The sequence below is a fragment of the Aliidongia sp. genome (genome assembly GCF_035943795.1).
Taxonomy (GTDB): Bacteria; Pseudomonadota; Alphaproteobacteria; order ATCC43930; family CGMCC-115725; genus Aliidongia.
In genome coordinates this window covers 90779-106550 of sequence record NZ_DASZBY010000100.1, presented here as the reverse complement: position 1 = coordinate 106550, position 15772 = coordinate 90779, and the positions used below count along the sequence as shown (strand labels likewise).

General features: G+C 68.5%; 15 protein-coding genes. 3 read left to right on the top strand and 12 right to left on the bottom strand.

Going from position 1 to position 15772, the window contains the following annotated elements:
* Positions 1 to 39: 39 nt before the first annotated feature.
* From VGV37_RS19130 to VGV37_RS19115, 4 genes are all read right to left on the bottom strand, one after another.
* Entirely contained in the window at positions 40 to 582 is a 543-nt protein-coding gene (locus VGV37_RS19130; protein ID WP_326881336.1) for a hypothetical protein, read from the bottom strand.
* 8 nt (positions 583 to 590) lie between these two features.
* Positions 591 to 2621, bottom strand: coding sequence for a serine/threonine-protein kinase (locus VGV37_RS19125; protein ID WP_326881335.1), 2031 nt, complete (start codon positions 2619 to 2621; stop codon positions 591 to 593).
* A gap of 94 nt (positions 2622 to 2715) precedes the next feature.
* Positions 2716 to 4008 carry an adenylosuccinate synthase gene (locus VGV37_RS19120; RefSeq protein WP_326881334.1) on the bottom strand — a complete coding sequence of 431 codons (1293 nt, stop codon included), beginning with the start codon at positions 4006 to 4008 and terminating at the stop codon, positions 2716 to 2718.
* A gap of 103 nt (positions 4009 to 4111) precedes the next feature.
* Positions 4112 to 5290, bottom strand: coding sequence for an ATP phosphoribosyltransferase regulatory subunit (locus tag VGV37_RS19115; RefSeq protein WP_326881420.1), 1179 nt, complete (start codon positions 5288 to 5290; stop codon positions 4112 to 4114).
* Positions 5291 to 5433: 143 nt separating this feature from the next.
* On the opposite strand from VGV37_RS19115, the gene VGV37_RS19110 reads away from it, so the two are divergent.
* Positions 5434 to 6600, top strand: coding sequence for a mandelate racemase/muconate lactonizing enzyme family protein (locus VGV37_RS19110; RefSeq protein ID WP_326881333.1), 1167 nt, complete (start codon positions 5434 to 5436; stop codon positions 6598 to 6600).
* 83 nt (positions 6601 to 6683) lie between these two features.
* On the opposite strand, the gene VGV37_RS19105 is transcribed toward VGV37_RS19110, so the two are convergent.
* The 4 genes from VGV37_RS19105 to VGV37_RS19090 all read right to left on the bottom strand — a co-directional run bounded on the left by VGV37_RS19105 (position 6684) and on the right by VGV37_RS19090 (position 10078).
* A complete protein-coding gene (locus tag VGV37_RS19105) occupies positions 6684 to 7832 on the bottom strand; it encodes a phosphoserine transaminase (RefSeq protein WP_326881332.1) in 1149 nt (382 codons plus the stop codon).
* 205 nt (positions 7833 to 8037) lie between these two features.
* Complete coding sequence (locus VGV37_RS19100) at positions 8038 to 9006, bottom strand: threo-3-hydroxy-L-aspartate ammonia-lyase (protein ID WP_326881331.1); 969 nt, start codon at positions 9004 to 9006, stop codon at positions 8038 to 8040.
* 25 nt (positions 9007 to 9031) lie between these two features.
* Positions 9032 to 9844 (bottom strand): PhzF family phenazine biosynthesis protein, encoded by an 813-nt coding sequence (locus VGV37_RS19095; protein ID WP_326881330.1) that lies wholly within the window; start codon positions 9842 to 9844, stop codon positions 9032 to 9034.
* 18 nt (positions 9845 to 9862) lie between these two features.
* A complete protein-coding gene (locus VGV37_RS19090) occupies positions 9863 to 10078 on the bottom strand; it encodes a hypothetical protein (RefSeq protein ID WP_326881329.1) in 216 nt (71 codons plus the stop codon).
* Positions 10079 to 10169: 91 nt separating this feature from the next.
* On the opposite strand from VGV37_RS19090, the gene VGV37_RS19085 reads away from it, so the two are divergent.
* Positions 10170 to 11558: a PLP-dependent aminotransferase family protein gene (locus tag VGV37_RS19085; protein ID WP_326881328.1), complete on the top strand. Its 1389-nt coding sequence runs from the start codon at positions 10170 to 10172 to the stop codon at positions 11556 to 11558.
* 72 nt (positions 11559 to 11630) lie between these two features.
* The gene (locus VGV37_RS19080; RefSeq protein ID WP_326881327.1) at positions 11631 to 11849 is read left to right on the top strand and encodes a glycine zipper 2TM domain-containing protein; all 219 of its coding nucleotides are present in this window, start codon (positions 11631 to 11633) and stop codon (positions 11847 to 11849) included.
* A gap of 25 nt (positions 11850 to 11874) precedes the next feature.
* On the opposite strand, the gene lspA is transcribed toward VGV37_RS19080, so the two are convergent.
* The 4 genes from lspA to folP are packed head-to-tail and all read right to left on the bottom strand — an operon-like array spanning position 11875 to position 15637.
* Entirely contained in the window at positions 11875 to 12369 is a 495-nt protein-coding gene (gene lspA / locus VGV37_RS19075) for a signal peptidase II (protein ID WP_326881326.1), read from the bottom strand.
* Positions 12370 to 12384: 15 nt separating this feature from the next.
* Entirely contained in the window at positions 12385 to 13179 is a 795-nt protein-coding gene (thiD, locus tag VGV37_RS19070; RefSeq protein WP_326881325.1) for a bifunctional hydroxymethylpyrimidine kinase/phosphomethylpyrimidine kinase, read from the bottom strand.
* The gene (gene glmM, locus VGV37_RS19065) at positions 13176 to 14549 is read right to left on the bottom strand and encodes a phosphoglucosamine mutase (RefSeq protein ID WP_414638035.1); all 1374 of its coding nucleotides are present in this window, start codon (positions 14547 to 14549) and stop codon (positions 13176 to 13178) included. Before glmM ends, thiD begins: the two co-directional genes overlap by 4 nt.
* Positions 14546 to 15637: a dihydropteroate synthase gene (folP, locus tag VGV37_RS19060; RefSeq protein WP_326881323.1), complete on the bottom strand. Its 1092-nt coding sequence runs from the start codon at positions 15635 to 15637 to the stop codon at positions 14546 to 14548. Before folP ends, glmM begins: the two co-directional genes overlap by 4 nt.
* Between the last annotated feature and the right edge of the window lie 135 nt (positions 15638 to 15772).

Below are 15772 nucleotides of genomic sequence, written 5' to 3'. Positions count from 1 at the left end.
GCCATGCAATGATCCGCGAGAAGCTGCCCTGCGTTTATTTCAATCCTGGGTGCCGGCGACTTCCGTGCCCCAATCCGCCCGGAGCCTGGCTTGGAGACTGTCGAGCTTGGCCTTGCGGCTGTTGAGCGAGCGGCCGATGGTGATCGCGACGATCGTAGGCATGCCTAGGAACAGCAACCAGCCGGCACCCGCCGACAGATAGATGACGAGCCACACATAGACGTCTGTCAGCATGTGGACGGCGGCCGGCATGGTGTCGCCGCCGGTCCACAGCCTGAGCAGATAATGCATCAGGCCGGCGAGATTGAGCGGTGCGACCGTAAAGGCCAGCATCGGCCGTTCATTGCGGTCGACCACGTAGGCGACGATGCTCGGCACCATGCCGACCAGCAGCAGCACGCAGGTTGGCGCTGCGAAAGTCGCCAGGCCGATGATCACGAGCCCCAGGAAGAACAGCCGGACGGTCCCGACTTTCTTGGGCGCGACCGGCTTGCGGACCGGGCGGCGTACTGCCTTGACGGCAGCGCCGGAGCGGGGGCGCGCCAGGGCGCGTTGCGGACGGATCGCGGGGGGTTTCGCCATGCCCGACGCTACAGCATGCCGAAATGGAACAGGCTCATCGCGACGGCGATGACGCCGACGACCGTCGAGACCGCCGCGGCGATGACACCGCCCAGCTCGGTCGACGTCTCGGGCAGCCGCAGCCGTTCGGTCTCGATCGCGTGCAGCCCGGCCGACGCCCGGCCGAATTGCCGACGCGCCAGGGTGAAGCGTTGTGCATCGTGCTGACGCTCTTCCAGACTATCGAGAAAATGGACCAGCTTCACCAGGCTGCCCTCGGCGAGGACGGCCGCGAGGTGCGAATCCAGGCGGTCGCGGGTCGGTCGGCTGCGGTAGCGCTCGATCACCGGCGTCGCCTGCCTGCCGAGCAGTTGGGTCAGCGCCGGCACGCTGGGCGGCCCGGACTGGGCCTGCAGAAACGCCAGCAGATAGATCTGGCCCAAAAGACGCGTGGCGGCATCCGGCTGGCCGAGCGCGGTCAGCACCTGGTCGTCCAGGTTCTTCGACCGGTTGGCGACGAAGGCGGCAATGTGCCGGTCGACCGCCAGGCTCTCGATCTTGCCGTCGAGCACCGCCTGTTCCAGCGCCGGCAACAGGTCGCTGGCCTGATCGACATAGTCCCGTTCGATCAGCGGCGACAGGCAATGGAGCATGGGGTTGGCGTCATAGACCAGCCGCTCCAGGCCCAGGCCCGGGCGATGATCGTCGAGCATGCGGCGCATGCGGTCGAATTCGATCGACATGACCGGGTGATCGGACTTCGGGATGGGCTGGCACCGGATCCAGAATTGCGGCAGGCGGCCCATCACGATCTCGATCAGCGGCCTCACGTCCTTCTGCCGGGTCAGCGTCAAGGCCAGCACGCAGCCAAGCCCTTCCGGCGTCACGGCGACGTCGCGATAGCGGATCGGTCCGCTCGGGTCGAGCGCCATCACGACCCGGGCGATCAGCCGGGCGTCGTGAACGCCGGCGGTGCCGGCCGTATCGTCGGCGTCGGCCATGGCGAGCGCGAAGGCATCCGTCGTCGGCTTGTAGGCGAGCGTCCGCTGCAGCCAGACCTCCAGATGATGGCCGCGGATCAGGTGAACCGCCTGATCGCCCTGGCGCACCAGCATCCGGCCGGCCCCGCGCGCGGTGAAGATCTGTTCCTTGCCCAGCTCGAGCGGGCGGACCGCCCGCGGGCTGCCGGCCGGGGATTTGGGCGACATGCGGCGGCCCTGCAGCCACATGTCCATCTCGCGTACGGTCCAGCGATCGGACGGATCGTCGACCAGCAGGCCGCGCAACAGCTCGAGCAGCGATCCGGAAAGGCGCAGCTCACCGCTGAGCGCCGCGTAGGAACCGCGCCGGATCTTCTCGTCGATCAGTTGTTCGTCGGTCAGCGGACCGCCGGGCGTGCGGCCGAGCATCAGATAGAGGATCGTGACGCCCAGGGAGTAGAGATCGTCGGCCGCCGTGCCCACGCCGCGACCGCCCGGCATCGTCATCGCGTTCTCGATCGTCTCGTAGGCCAGCGGCTGGTCGAAGCCCGTCGGCGCCGTGAAACACTCGCCCAGGATCGCCTGTCGGCGTGCCGGATCGCGGAACAGGATGTTGGTCGGCCTGATCGCCCGATGGGCGATGTTTTCCGTGGCGAGCGCCTTCAGGCCGGGAAACAGCGGCTGGATCAGCCGGTGCAGCACGTCGTCGTCCGACCAGGGGGTGATGACCTGATCGTTGCTGGAGACCAGTCGCCCGCCGGCCGGGCGTTCGCAGATCAAGGCCAGGCACCGCCGATCGGCCGGGGCCCAGTCGACCGGGCCGAAATCGATCGGCGTCAGGACCGCCGGATGCTTCATGATCCGGAGTGCCGTCAGGGCCTGGGCACGCGGCGGCAAGGCGGGATCGGCGATCAGGGCGAAAAAGCTCGCCCCGGCCGAGCGCAGATCCTCGACCGCGAACGCGCCGGTGCCGCCCGAGCGCAGATCGTTCAGCGGCACGTCGTTCAGGATGTCGAACCGATCGTGCAGGCGCACGCTCGTTGACTTCGCCCCACCCATTGCCGCTGCGGGTTTCGCCATCGACCCCGATCCGCTGAACGCGTTGTCCCACGAACCACCCCGGAGGTCGGGACCCCGTCAGGGCGGTTCGTGCCGTCTCAGTATAATCGGTGGTTCAATCCGCGAAAGGATCGTGTACCAGGACGGTATCGTCGCGTTCGGGGCTGGTCGAGAACAGGGCCACCGGCGTTTCGATCAGTTCCTCGATCCGGCGGATGTACTTGATCGCCGTCGCCGGCAGTGCCGCCCAGGAGCGTGCGCCGCGGGTCGATTCCTGCCAGCCTTCGCAGATCTCGTAGATCGGTTCGACCAGGGAGTCGGCCAGCAGGCCCGACGGCAGATGATCGTAGGTCCGGCCCTTGTATTTGTAGCCGACGCAGACCTTGATCTCTTTCATGCCGTCCAGCACGTCGAGCTTGGTCAGCGCGATGCCGTGGACGCCGCCGACCTTGCACGCCTGGCGGACCATGACGGCATCGAACCAGCCGCAGCGCCGCTTGCGGCCCGTTACCGTGCCGAATTCGGCACCGCGCTGGCCCAGCAACTCGCCGGTCTCGTCCTTCAGTTCCGTCGGGAACGGCCCGGCGCCGACGCGCGTGGTATAGGCCTTGGCGATGCCCAGCACATAGCCGACGGCGCCGGGACCGATGCCCGAGCCCGCCGCGGCCTGGCCGGCCAGCGTATTGGACGAGGTCACGAACGGATAGGTGCCGTGATCGACGTCGAGCATGACCGCCTGCGCGCCCTCGAACAGGATGCGCTTGCCGGCCCGCTTGGCCTCGTCCAGCACCTTCCAGACCGAGCAGGCGTACGGCAGGATCTTGGGGGCGATCTCGAGCAGGCCCTGGATCAGCGCCTCGCGGTCGACCGCGGGCTCGCCCAGGCCCTTCAGCAGGGCGTTGTGGTGCAGCAACAGGCTGTCGACCTTCTCGCCCAGGGTCTCCGGCTCGGCCAGGTCGCACACGCGGATCGCGCGGCGGCCGACCTTGTCCTCGTACGCGGGACCGATGCCGCGACCGGTCGTGCCGATCTTCTTCTCGCCCCGCGCCTCTTCGCGCAGGCGGTCGAGTACGCCATGGAGCGGCAGGATCAGCGTCGCATTCTCGGCCAGCCGCAGGGACTCGGGCGTGATCGACACGCCCTTGTCCTGGATCGCTGCGATTTCCTTCACCAGATGCCATGGATCGACGACGACGCCATTGCCGATGATCGACAGCTTGCCGGGCCGGACGACGCCCGACGGCAGCAGGCTCAGCTTATAGACGGTCTCGCCGATGACCAGCGTATGACCCGCATTGTGGCCGCCCTGAAAGCGAACCACGATCTCGGCGCGGCTCGAAAGCCAATCGACGATCTTCCCCTTGCCCTCGTCGCCCCACTGGGCGCCGATGACGGCGACATTGGCCATGGGTCTTGCCCCTCTGTCACGGATTAACGAGGGCAGGTACCACTCTTGGACGCCTGACGGCAAGCGCCGACAATGCAGACCGGCCAATCGCGGGTTTTTGCGGTCAGACTTCCGCGGGTTTGCCGTCGACCAGCAGGTGGCTGCAGGCGAGTCGACGCGCCTCGCCCGCGGCATCCGCGACCGGCTCCAGGCCGGCGACGGTGATCCAGCCGGCGGTGCGCAGCTCGACGCCCACGGCATGCTCGACACCCAGCGGCAGGAACACACGGGGCGGCTGCGGCCCGAACACCAGCGCGCGCAGCACCGTATCGGAATAGAGCGTGAAGCCGGTCGAGGGTTGCGGGTCGGGCGCCGTCCGTCTGGCATAGCCGTCTTCGGCCTGGTGGCCGCCGGCGATATAGCGCCCGCCCCGGCCTAGCTCGCCGCGGATATTGCGGGCGAAGATCGTGAAGCTGACGCCGGTGTGATATTCGAAGCCGCGATTCTCGACCGGATCGATCGTCAGCATCAAATCCGGCGCGCGCGCACGGATCAACCGCACGATCTCGGTCAGGGCTGCGACCTGGGTCCGGCCGCCTTCCGGCAGATCGATCGCCGCGATCGCCGCCAAGGTGCGGTCGGCGGGGCCGGCCGCGGCCATCAAACCGCCCAGGATCTCGGCCGAGGGGCCGCCGATCGCGGCGATCGCCGCCGCATCCTTGCGGTCGAGCGCGCCGCGCAGCTGCTCCGCCGCCCGGCCTTCGACGCCCAGCGCCTGCAGGATCACCGGCACCAGCACCGGCAGGGTGAGATCGACCGACAGGCCGGGCACGCCGATCGCGTTCAGCGCCTCGGCCGCGAGCGCTACGACCTCCGCATCGGCCTCGGGAGCCGCCGAGCCGATCAACTCGGCACCGACCTGGCCGACCTGCCGCTCCGGACGCAGCTGGCTGCCGCGCACGCGCAGGACCTGGCCGGCATAGGACAGGCGCAAGGGGCGCGGCGACTTCACCAGCCGCGTCGTCGCGATGCGCGCGATCTGCAGGGTCATGTCGGCGCGCACCGCGATCATGCGGTGGGAAATCGGATCCATCAGCCGGAAGGTCTCGTGGGTCATGGCAACGCCAGGCCCGTCGAGCAGGCTCGATTCGAATTCGACCAGCGGCGGTTTGACCCGGTCGTAGCCATGGTGCCCGAGGATCGCCATCAGGCGCTCGACCGTATCCGCCTCGATCCGCGCGTCGGGCGGCAGGATGTCGCGCAGGCCGTGAGGCAGCAGCGCCGGGTGCAGCGTATCGTCCATCCGCCGGAAATAGCGGGTTTGCGCCTGCCGGGCAATGGAAAGCCGGACGACCGGAGACAAATTGCCGCCCCGTCGCCGATCGAGCATGGCCGGAGCGCGCCGTTCGCGCTAGAGAGGCTGGGAACCATCGGGAGCCCGAAGCCATGCGTATCGTCGACATCCGCGAGCAGACCGCGCCGATCGCCTCGCCGATTGCCAATGCCTATATCGATTTTTCCAAGATGACCTGTTCGGTCGTAGCCGTCGTCACCGACGTGGTGCGCAACGGCAGGCCGGTGGTCGGCTATGGCTTCAATTCCAACGGCCGCTATGGCCAGGGCGCGCTGATCCGCGAGCGGTTCCGGCCGCGCCTGATGGAGGCCGATCCCAAGGACCTGATCGACGAGACAGGCGGGAACCTGGACCCGCACAAGATCTGGGCGACCCTGATGCGCAACGAGAAGCCGGGCGGCCATGGCGAGCGCTCGGTCGCGGTCGGCACGATCGACATGGCGGTATGGGACGCGGTCGCCAAGATCGCAGGCAAGCCGCTGTTCCGGCTGCTGGCCGAACGCTACGGTACCGGCGCCGCCGATCCGCGTGTGTTCGTCTATGCCGCCGGCGGCTATTATTATCCGGGCAAGGGCATCGAGCAGCTGCAGGCCGAGATGCGCGGCTATCTCGACCGTGGTTACACCGTGGTCAAGATGAAGATCGGCGGCGCGCCGCTCGCCGACGACCGCCTGCGCATCGAGGCCGTCCTTGGCATGCTCAAGCCCGGCCAGCGCCTGGCGGTCGACGCCAACGGCCGGTTCGATCTCCAGACGGCAACCGCCTATGCCAAGGCGCTGAGGGAGTACGACCTGTTCTGGTACGAGGAAGCCGGCGACCCGCTCGACTACGCGCTGCAGGCGGCGCTGGCCGAGCATTATCCGAACCCGATGGCGACCGGCGAGAACCTGTTCTCGATGCAGGACGCCCGCAACCTGATCCGCTATGGCGGCATGCGGCCGGACCGCGACTGGCTGCAGTTCGACTGCGCCCTGAGCTACGGCCTGGTCGAGTACCTGCGCACACTCGAGATGCTGAAGGAGGCTGGCTGGTCGCCGCGACGCTGCATCCCCCACGGCGGCCATCAGATGTCGCTCAACATCGCAGCCGGTCTGGGCCTCGGCGGCAATGAATCCTATCCGGACCTGTTCCAGCCCTATGGCGGTTTCCCGGACGGGGTCGCGGTCGTCGACGGCCACATCACCATGCCCGACCTGCCCGGCATCGGCTTCGAGGGCAAGGCCGACCTCTATCGTGCCATGCGGGCGATCGCGGAGTAGGGCGACCTGTCGATGCCACGGCAGGGGTACGCGAGCTGCCTTTCTTCCGTCATCCCCGCGCAGGCGGGGATGACCATGGTGGCTTAACCCGGCCGAACTTCGCCGTAGGCCCAGTCGATCCAGGGCAGCAGCGCGTCGATGTCGGCGGTCTCGACCGTGGCGCCGGCCCAGATGCGCAGGCCGGCAGGGGCGTCGCGGTAGGAGCCGATGTCGAAGGCGACGCCTTCCGCCTCCAGCCTCGCGACCACGTCCTTGGCGACTTTCGCCTGCACGTCGGGCTTCAGGCCCCGGAACCAGTCGTCGACGAACACGAGGCAGACCGAGGTGGTCGAGCGCGTTTCCGGCCGCTCCGCCAGAAACGCGATCCACGGCGTCGCCGCGACCCAGCGCTCGATCGCGGCGAAATTCGCGCGGGTCCGGGCCAGCAGGCCGTCGAGGCCGCCGACGCCCTCTGCCCATTTCAGCCCGTCGACCGCATCTTCGACCGCGAGCATCGAAGGCGTGTTGATCGTCTCGCCCTCGAACAGCCCCTCGATCAGCTTGCCGCCACTGGTCATGCGAAAGATCTTCGGCATCGGCCAGGGCGGCACGGAGCATTCGAGCCGTTCGACCGCGCGCGGGCTCAAGGCGATCATGCCGTGGGCCGCCTCCCCGCCCAGCACCTTCTGCCAGGACCAGGTGACGACATCGAGCTTCGGCCACGGCAGCTCCATGGCGAAGGCGGCGGAGGTCGCGTCGCAGATGGTCAGGCCGGCCCGATCGTCCGCGATCCAGTCGCCGTTCGGCACGCGGACGCCCGAGGTCGTACCGTTCCAGGTGAAGACCAGATCATGGGCCGGATCGGGCACGCCCAGGTCCGGCAATTGCCCATAGGTCGCCGCGATTCGCCGCGCGTTGGGCAGCTTCAGCTGTTTCAGCACGTCGCCGACCCAGCCGTCGCCGAAGCTTTCCCAGGCGAGCAGGTCGACCGGACGGGGCCCGAGCAGCGACCAGAGCGCCATTTCGACCGCCCCGGTGTCGGACGCCGGAACGATGCCGATGCGATAGTCCGCCGGCACGCCCAGGACCCGCCGGCTCCGCTCGATCACCTCATGCAGCCGTCCCTTGCCGAGCTTGGAGCGGTGCGAGCGGCCGATGACCGCCGCTTCGAGCGCGGCCAGGCTCCAGCCCGGACGCTTGGCACAGGGGCCGGAGGAGAAATGGGTGCAGGCGGGACGGCGTTGCGGCTTCATCGGTCTCGTTCGCAGGAGAGAGTGACCCATCGGGGCGGCTCGAATGCCGGTGGCTAGCGTCCAGCCCGCCGTACGCGCGGTCAATCGGGAAGATCGTTCCGCGCGCAACCGATCGCCGATCTTCTCGCGTAACGATTTGGTATGAAAGACAAATCAGGCGAGGAGCGAGAAGTGCATGCCGGGCAAGGCAGACCCGCTTGCCGCCTTAAGCGGCCTGCAGCAACTTCGCGAAATTGCCCAGGTCCACATTGCCGCCGGACAGCACCACGCCGACCCGCTTGCCCTTGAGATCGAGCTGCTGCCCAAAGGCTACGGCCGCGGCCAGGCAGCCCGTCGGCTCGACGATCATCTTCATGCGGCCGGCGAAAAATCTCATCGCCTCGACCAGTTCACCGTCGGTGACGGTCAGAATGTCGTCGACCCGCTGCTGGATCACCGGGAAGGTATGCTGCCCCAGGAACTGGGTCTGCGCGCCATCGGCGATGGTCTTGGGCGTCTCGATGCGCACGATCTGGCCGCTGCGAAAACTGCGCTGCCCGTCGTTGCCGGCCTCCGGCTCGACGCCGATCACGATACAGCCGGGGCTCATCGCCTTGGCGGCCGTGGCGCAGCCGGACAACAGGCCACCGCCGCCGAGCGGAGCGATCAGCACGTCGAGCGACCCGACCTCTTCGATCAGTTCCTTCGCGACGGTGCCCTGCCCGGCCATGATATGCGGATGGTCGTAGGGCGGGATCAGGGTCAGGCCACGCGCTTCGGCCAGGCCTTTACCGATGGCGTCCCGGTCCTCGGTATAGCGATCGTAGAGGACGACTTCCGCCCCATACGCCCGCGTCGCGGCCAGCTTGGTCGCCTGCGCGTCATGCGGCATGACGATCACGGCCGGCACGCCCAGCAGCCGGGCGGCGAGCGCGATGCCCTGGGCATGGTTGCCGGAGGAATAGGCCACGACGCCGCGCGTCCGCTGATCCGGATCGAACTGGGCGATGGCATTGTACGCGCCGCGAAACTTGAAGGCGCCGACGCGCTGCAGGTTCTCGCATTTGAAGAACAATTGCGCGCCGGCGAGCGTGTCGGCCGTGGTCGAGGTCAGGACCGGCGTACGGTGGGCGACCGATGCGATGCGCTCGTGCGCGGCAGCGACATCGTCGAAGGAAATGGCGAGTGGGTTCACGATCAGAGGCTCCGCGAAGGCGGCATCAGGGGCTGTCGATGGGAGACGGCACGAAGATCCGTCCTTCGAGATATAGCACGGCGCGTCCGGCCAGCGTCACCCGCTCGCCCCGATCCTCGCACGACAGCCGGCCGCCACGTGCGGAGATCTGGCGCGCTTCGAGCTTCGCCTTGCCCAGGCGCCGGGACCAGTAAGGCACCAGCACGCAATGGGCCGAACCGGTGACCGGATCCTCGTCGACGCCGGCATGGGGGGCGAAGTAGCGCGACACGAAATCCACACCATCGTTGCCCGGGGCCGTCGCGATCACGCCGAAACAATCGAGCGCCGCGACCCGGCGGAAGTCCGGCTGCAGCGCCTTCACTGCGCCCTCGGTCTCGAACACCGCCAGCAGCTTGCCCGACGCCCAGACCTCGACCGGCTCGGCCCCCAGCGCCTCGACCAGCCCGGCCGGCGGCGAGATGCGCTCGGGCGGACGCGACGGGAAATCCATCGCCAGCCGGTCGCCCTGGACGGTGACGGTCAGCGGGCCGGCCCGGCGGGTCACGAAGGTGACGGAGCGCCGACCCGGATAGAGCATCTCGAACACGACCTGGGCCGAGGCCAGGGTCGCATGACCGCACAGGTCGACCTCGATCTTGGGCGTGAACCAGCGCAGGTGGTACATGTCGCGCTCGGGGACGAGAAAGGCGGTCTCGGCCAAATTGTTCTCGGCGGCGATCTTTTGCAGCAGCGCATCCGGCAGCCATTCCTGCAGCAGAACGACGGCGGCCGGATTGCCCCCGAACAATTCGTCGGTGAAGGCGTCGACCTGATAGATCGAGAGTTCTGTCGTCATGTCCCGCAAAGCTCCGTCTTAGCGCCAGAACGGCTTCAAGGATTCCTGATCGGCCTGGTCTGCGGTCAAGCCGAGATCGGCCAGCACCCGGGGATCGGCCAGCAGCAGCCGCAATTGCCGCCGGGACCGAACGCGCGACAGCCAGCGTGCCGCGAGCGCGAGCAGGCCGACGCCCAGCGATTTTGCCTCGAGCGCGGGAACCCCGCGCTGCCGCTCGACCAGTATTGTACCCATAATTCATCTCCTCCAAGCGAGATGACGGAAAATTGTATCTATTCAATAGAGACATTGACAAGATCCCTCGGTCAAACCGAATATTGTCATCATGACAATGTGGCAACCAGACCTCGCCCGTTTTACCGGGCCCCGCTATCGCGCCATCGCCGAAGCGCTCGCCTTGGACCTGCGCGAAGGCCGGCTGCGATCGGGCGACCGCCTGCCGACCCACCGCGATCTGGCCTGGCATCTGAAAGTCACGGTCGGCACGGTCAGCCGGGCCTATGCCGAGGCCGAGCGGCGCGGCTTGATCGCCGGCGAGGTCGGGCGCGGCACCTTCATCCGCGGCCTCGAGCCGCCAGTGCCGTCCGCGTTGCCGCCCGAGCGCGCGCTCGAGCCGGCCGGGCTGCTCAACCTGGCGCAAAATCATCCGATGCCCGGCGAAGAGACCGCGCTGTTCGCCGAAACCCTGCGCGCCATCGCCGAGAAGCCGGATCTGGGCGAGTTGCTGCGCTATCAGAACCATACCGGCCTGCCGCCGGCCCGGGCGGCCGGCGCCGCCTGGCTGGGGTTGACCGGGGCGGAAACCACGCCCGACCGGATCCTGGTTACCGCGGGCGGCCAGCACTGCCTGTCGACCATCCTCGGCGCCTATGCCAATCCGGGCGACGTGGTGGCGACCGAGGCCATGACCTACCCAGGCCTGAAGGCGGCCTGCCAGCTGCGCCAGGTCCGGCTGGAAGGCATCGCGGTCGACGAACATGGTGTCCTGCCCGATGCCTTCGCCGCGGCCTGCCGGCAATGGCCGATCCGGATGCTGTACCTGACGCCGAACATCAGCAACCCGCTGGGCGGCGTCCTGCCGGTCGACCGCCGGAGGGCGATCGTGGAGATCGCGCGGCGCCACGACGTGCTGATCGTCGAGGACGACGTCTACGGCTTCCTGATCGACCGCCCGACGCCGTTCGCCGCCTTGGCGCCGGAGCGGACCTTCCTGGTGACCAGCCTATCCAAGAGCGCGGCACCCGGCCTGCGCATCGGCTATATCCTGGCGCCGGCCGATCGGGTCGACCGATTGGCCCTCGCCGTGCGATCGACGATCTGGATGGTGCCGCCGCTGATGGTCGAGATCGCGACGCGTTGGATCCTGAGCGGCGCCGCCGAGCGGCTGGCGGCGACCAAGCGACATGAAGCGGCGCAGCGCCAGGCCCTGGCCCGGCGGGTCCTGGGGTCCGACGTGATGGGACATCCCAACGCCTATCACCTGTGGCTGCCGCTCGACGAGCGCTGGCGCGCCAGCGAATTCGTGACCGAGGCCCGGCGGCTGGGCATCGCCGTGACCGGGGCCAACGCCTTCACGGTCGGGCGCATCGCTCCGGTGAACGGTGTGCGTGTCTGCCTCGGCACCGTGGCCGATCTCGGCATCCTGGAGACGGCGCTGGCCACCCTGCGCGACCTGCGCGACGCCGAGCCCGATCCGCTGCTGTCGGTCGTCTGACGCCGCGGGTCGGAACCGTCTGCCCGCTCGCCTGTTGGTCTGGGGTGACAGGTTCGTCAACAGGAGAACGTCATGCGCGATTTTGACACCCAGCGCGCTCGCCCGCTGAAGAAGCTGGCGATCGCGATCATGATCCTTGCCCCCCTGGCCTTGGGCGCGTGCGCCGAGACGGTGGGCGCCGGTGCCGGTGCCTATGCGGGCAACCAGTTCGGCAAGGGCGACGGCAAGACCGCGGCCACGGTGGGTGGCGCCGTCGGCGGCGCCTTGATCGGCCATGAGATCGCCCATTAGCCGATCGGATGGATATCCCGGCCGGTCAGGCGCCCTGGCGTGACCGGCCGTCGCCGCCGAGCAGATTATCCAGCAGGATCAGCGCCACGCCGACGGTGATCGCAGCATCGGCCAGGTTGAAGATCGCGAACGACCAGGTGCCCCAATAGACCTGGATGAAATCGGTCACCTGTCCCTGCACGATCCGATCGATCAAGTTGCCGACCGCCCCGCCCAGCACGATCGCGACGGCTGCCGCAAGCAGGCGCCGGTCCGATGCCATGCGCGCCAGCCAGCCGACCAACACCGCGACGATGACCAGCGCGAAGATCGCGAGGGGCCAGCGCTGCCAGCCGCCGGGCAGCTGCAGGAAGCTGAACGAGACACCGGTGTTGTAGGTCAGCAGGAAATTCAACGACGGCAGGACCGCGACCGGCCGGAACGGCGGCAGCCGCTCGATCAGCAGGATCTTCGAGATCTGGTCGATGGCGGCGACCACGCCCGTCAGCCAGAGCCAGCGCAAGCCGGTTCGCATCATCATGAATGTCCTCGGACTCTAGAATTTACCGACCGTATGGCCGTGGCCGAGCGGGCCGTGGCCGCGCCCGAACCCTGGCGCCGCCCGAATCGCCTCGCGCACATACTCGCGTGCGCGGGCGACCGCCTCGGCCAGCGGCCGACCGGCGCCCAGCCCGGTTGCCAATGCCGATGCGAGCGTGCAACCGGTGCCATGAGTATGGTGGGACGGAATGCGCGGCGCGGAAAATATCCGGATCCCCGACCGGTCGGCCAGCACGTCATGGACCATATCGCCCGGCAGGTGGCCGCCCTTGAGCAGGACTGCCGCCGGCCCGAGGCCTAGTAGGATTCCGGCCGCGCGCTTCATGCCGTCGAGATCGCCGATCGTGAGGCCGAGCAGCGCTTCGGCCTCCGGCAGGTTCGGCGTCAGCACCGTGGTTCGGGGCAACAGCAATCGCTTCAACGCGTCGATCGCATCGGGATCGAGTAAAGCGGCCCCGCCCTTGGCGACCATCACGGGATCGACCACCAGCGGCACCCCGTCCGGCAATTCTTCGGCGACCGCCGCAATGATGCCGGCATCCTTCAGCATGCCGGTCTTGACCGCATCGGCGCCGAGATCGTCGAGCACGACCCGCATCTGGCGGCGCACGAACGAGGCCGGCACGGGCAGGACCTCGTGTACGCCCAGAGTATTCTGGGCGGTCAGCGCCGTGACCGCGGTCATGCCGTAGCCGCCGAGCGCCAGCACGGTCTTGAGGTCGGCCTGCAGGCCGGCACCGCCGCCGGAATCCGAGCCGGCGACGATCAGGATGCGCGGCGGGGCGGTCAATGCCCAGCCGGGCCCGAACCGCCGGCCGTCTCGGCGATGAGCCCGGACAGGCTGTCGACGACCGCGGTGACCAGCGCCTCGTCCTCGCCCTCCGCCATGACGCGGATGACCGGCTCCGTGCCGGACTTGCGCAGCAGCAGGCGGCCGTTGCCGACCAGTTGGGCCTCGGCCGCGCGGATCGCCTCCATAATCCGCGGCATCTTCAGGGGCTCGCTGCCAGCGGCGAAGCGGACGCTCTTCAGGCGCTGGGGCAGCGGCGTGAAGACACGGCCGACCTCGCTCAGGGGCGCATTGCGCTCGATCATCGCGGCCAGCACCTGCAGCGCCGCCAGCAGCCCGTCGCCGGTCGTGGAATGGTCGGTCAGGATGATGTGGCCCGACTGCTCGCCGCCGACATTGAAGCCGTGCTCGCGCATGTGCTCGAACACGTAGCGGTCGCCGACCGCCGTACGCGCCAAGCTGAGGCCGAGGCCGTCCAGGTAGCGTTCCAGCCCGAGGTTGGACATGACCGTCGCGACCAGGCCGCCGCCCTTGAGGTTGCCGGCGCGATGGGCGCGGCTGGCGATCAGACCCATCAGCTGGTCGCCGTCGAGCAGCTGTCCGGTCTCGTCGGCCACCAACAGGCGATCGGCATCGCCGTCGAGCGCCAGGCCCAGATGCGCCTTGTGCTCGACCACGGCCTGCTGCATGGCGCGGGGCGACATGGCGCCCGAATCCCGGTTGATGTTGAACCCGTCGGGCGAGACGCCCAGGGGAATGACCTCGGCGCCCAGTTCGTAGAGCACGCTGGGCGCCACCTTGTAGGCAGCGCCGTGGGCGCAATCGATCACGATGCGGATGCCGTCGAGCCGCATGCCGCGCGGCAGGGTGTTCTTGACCCATTCGATGTAGCGGCCGCCATTGTCCTCGAGCCGGCGGGCGCGGCCCAGATGGGCCGAAGGCGCCAGATCCTCGTTGGTGCCGGTCGCAACAGAGGATTCGATCGCCGCCTCGATATCGTCGGACAGTTTCTGGCCGTCGGGACCGAACAGCTTCAGGCCGTTGTCTTCATAGGGATTGTGCGAGGCGGAGATCATCACGCCCAGGTCGGCGCGCAGCGAGCGGGTCAGCATGGCGACCGCCGGGGTCGGGATCGGGCCGACCAGCACGCAATCCATGCCCATGGAAATGAAGCCGGCGGTCAGCGCCGGTTCCAGCATGTAGCCGGACAGCCGCGTGTCCTTGCCGATGACGACGACATGGCGGTGATTGCCCCGGCGGAAATGGCGCGCCGCCGCGACCGCGACCTTGAGCGCGATATCGGCGGTCATGGGCGCCGTGTTGGCCGTGCCCCGGATCCCGTCGGTACCGAAAAGTTTCCGCGTCATCATTCATTCCTCCGGCTGATCGCCGCTGCCTCTATAGCAAGTGCCTCGCCCGCGCGCGAGCTAAGCTGGGCGCGCGCCTCCGCAATTGCCTGGGCAACGCGCAGCGCCTGGATCGTCTCGGCCACGTCATGCACCCGGACAATCTGGGCGCCCCGCCCCCATCCGTCCAGGGCAGCGGCCAGCGAGCCGCCCAGGCGGCGCCTGGGATCGGCGCTGCCATCGATCTTGCCGATGAAGCTCTTGCGCGACACGCCCAGCAGGATGCCGGTGCCCAGCGTGTGAAGGAGCCCGAGAGCCGCGAGGATTCCGAGATTATGACCGAGCGCCTTGCCGAAACCGATGCCGGGATCGACCAGGATGCGGTCGCGCGGCAGGCCGGCCGCCCCGCAGGCGGCAACGCGGGCGTCCAGCCAGTCGAACACGTCGAGTGCAGCGACGTCGTAGCGGGGCGAGGCCTGCATGGTGCGCGGCTCCCCCTGCATGTGCATGAGTGCGACGGGGGCCTGGGTCTTCGCCGCCAACGCCAGGGTGCCGGGCTGGGTCAGCGCCTGCACGTCGTTCAGGATGACGGCTCCCGCATCGAGCGCCGCTGCCATGACGGCGGCCCGCCGCGTGTCGACCGAGACAAGCGCGCCCTCGGCGACCAGCCCGCGGATCACCGGCACGACCCGCTCGATCTCCGCCTCGACCGACACCCCGGCGGCACCCGGCCGGGTCGATTCGCCCCCGACGTCGAGGATCGCCGCCCCGGCCGCGCGCAACGCCATGCCGTGGGCGACCGCCGCCTCGATGCCATCATGGTCGCCGCCGTCGGAGAAACTGTCGGGCGTGGTGTTGACGATACCCATGGCGTGGGGTCGATCCAGGGCCAAGCCGGCCCAGGGTGCACGCGGAGTCTGCAGCCGTTCGGCAAGCTCGCGCAGGCGTCGGGCAGCGGCACCGTCAGTCTCGCCGAGCCAAGCGGATAGTTCCGGAACCGAAACGATAAGCCTGTCGGCGCCGCCGTCGGGATTGCGCACGAAGATCTCGATGAGGGTCGCGGCCATCCAGCCGCCGGCGACACGCCAGGCGAGGCCGGCATCGATGGCCATGCTGGCGGTCGCGCCGGCCAGGAATCCTTGGGGGCAAAGATACAGCGATGTCGGCGGCAGGCGTTCCAACGAATCGAGGCCCCGTCTTGCGGCGGGGCCTCGAAGTTCGGAACGACCGGCCGGATTGGCCGGCGC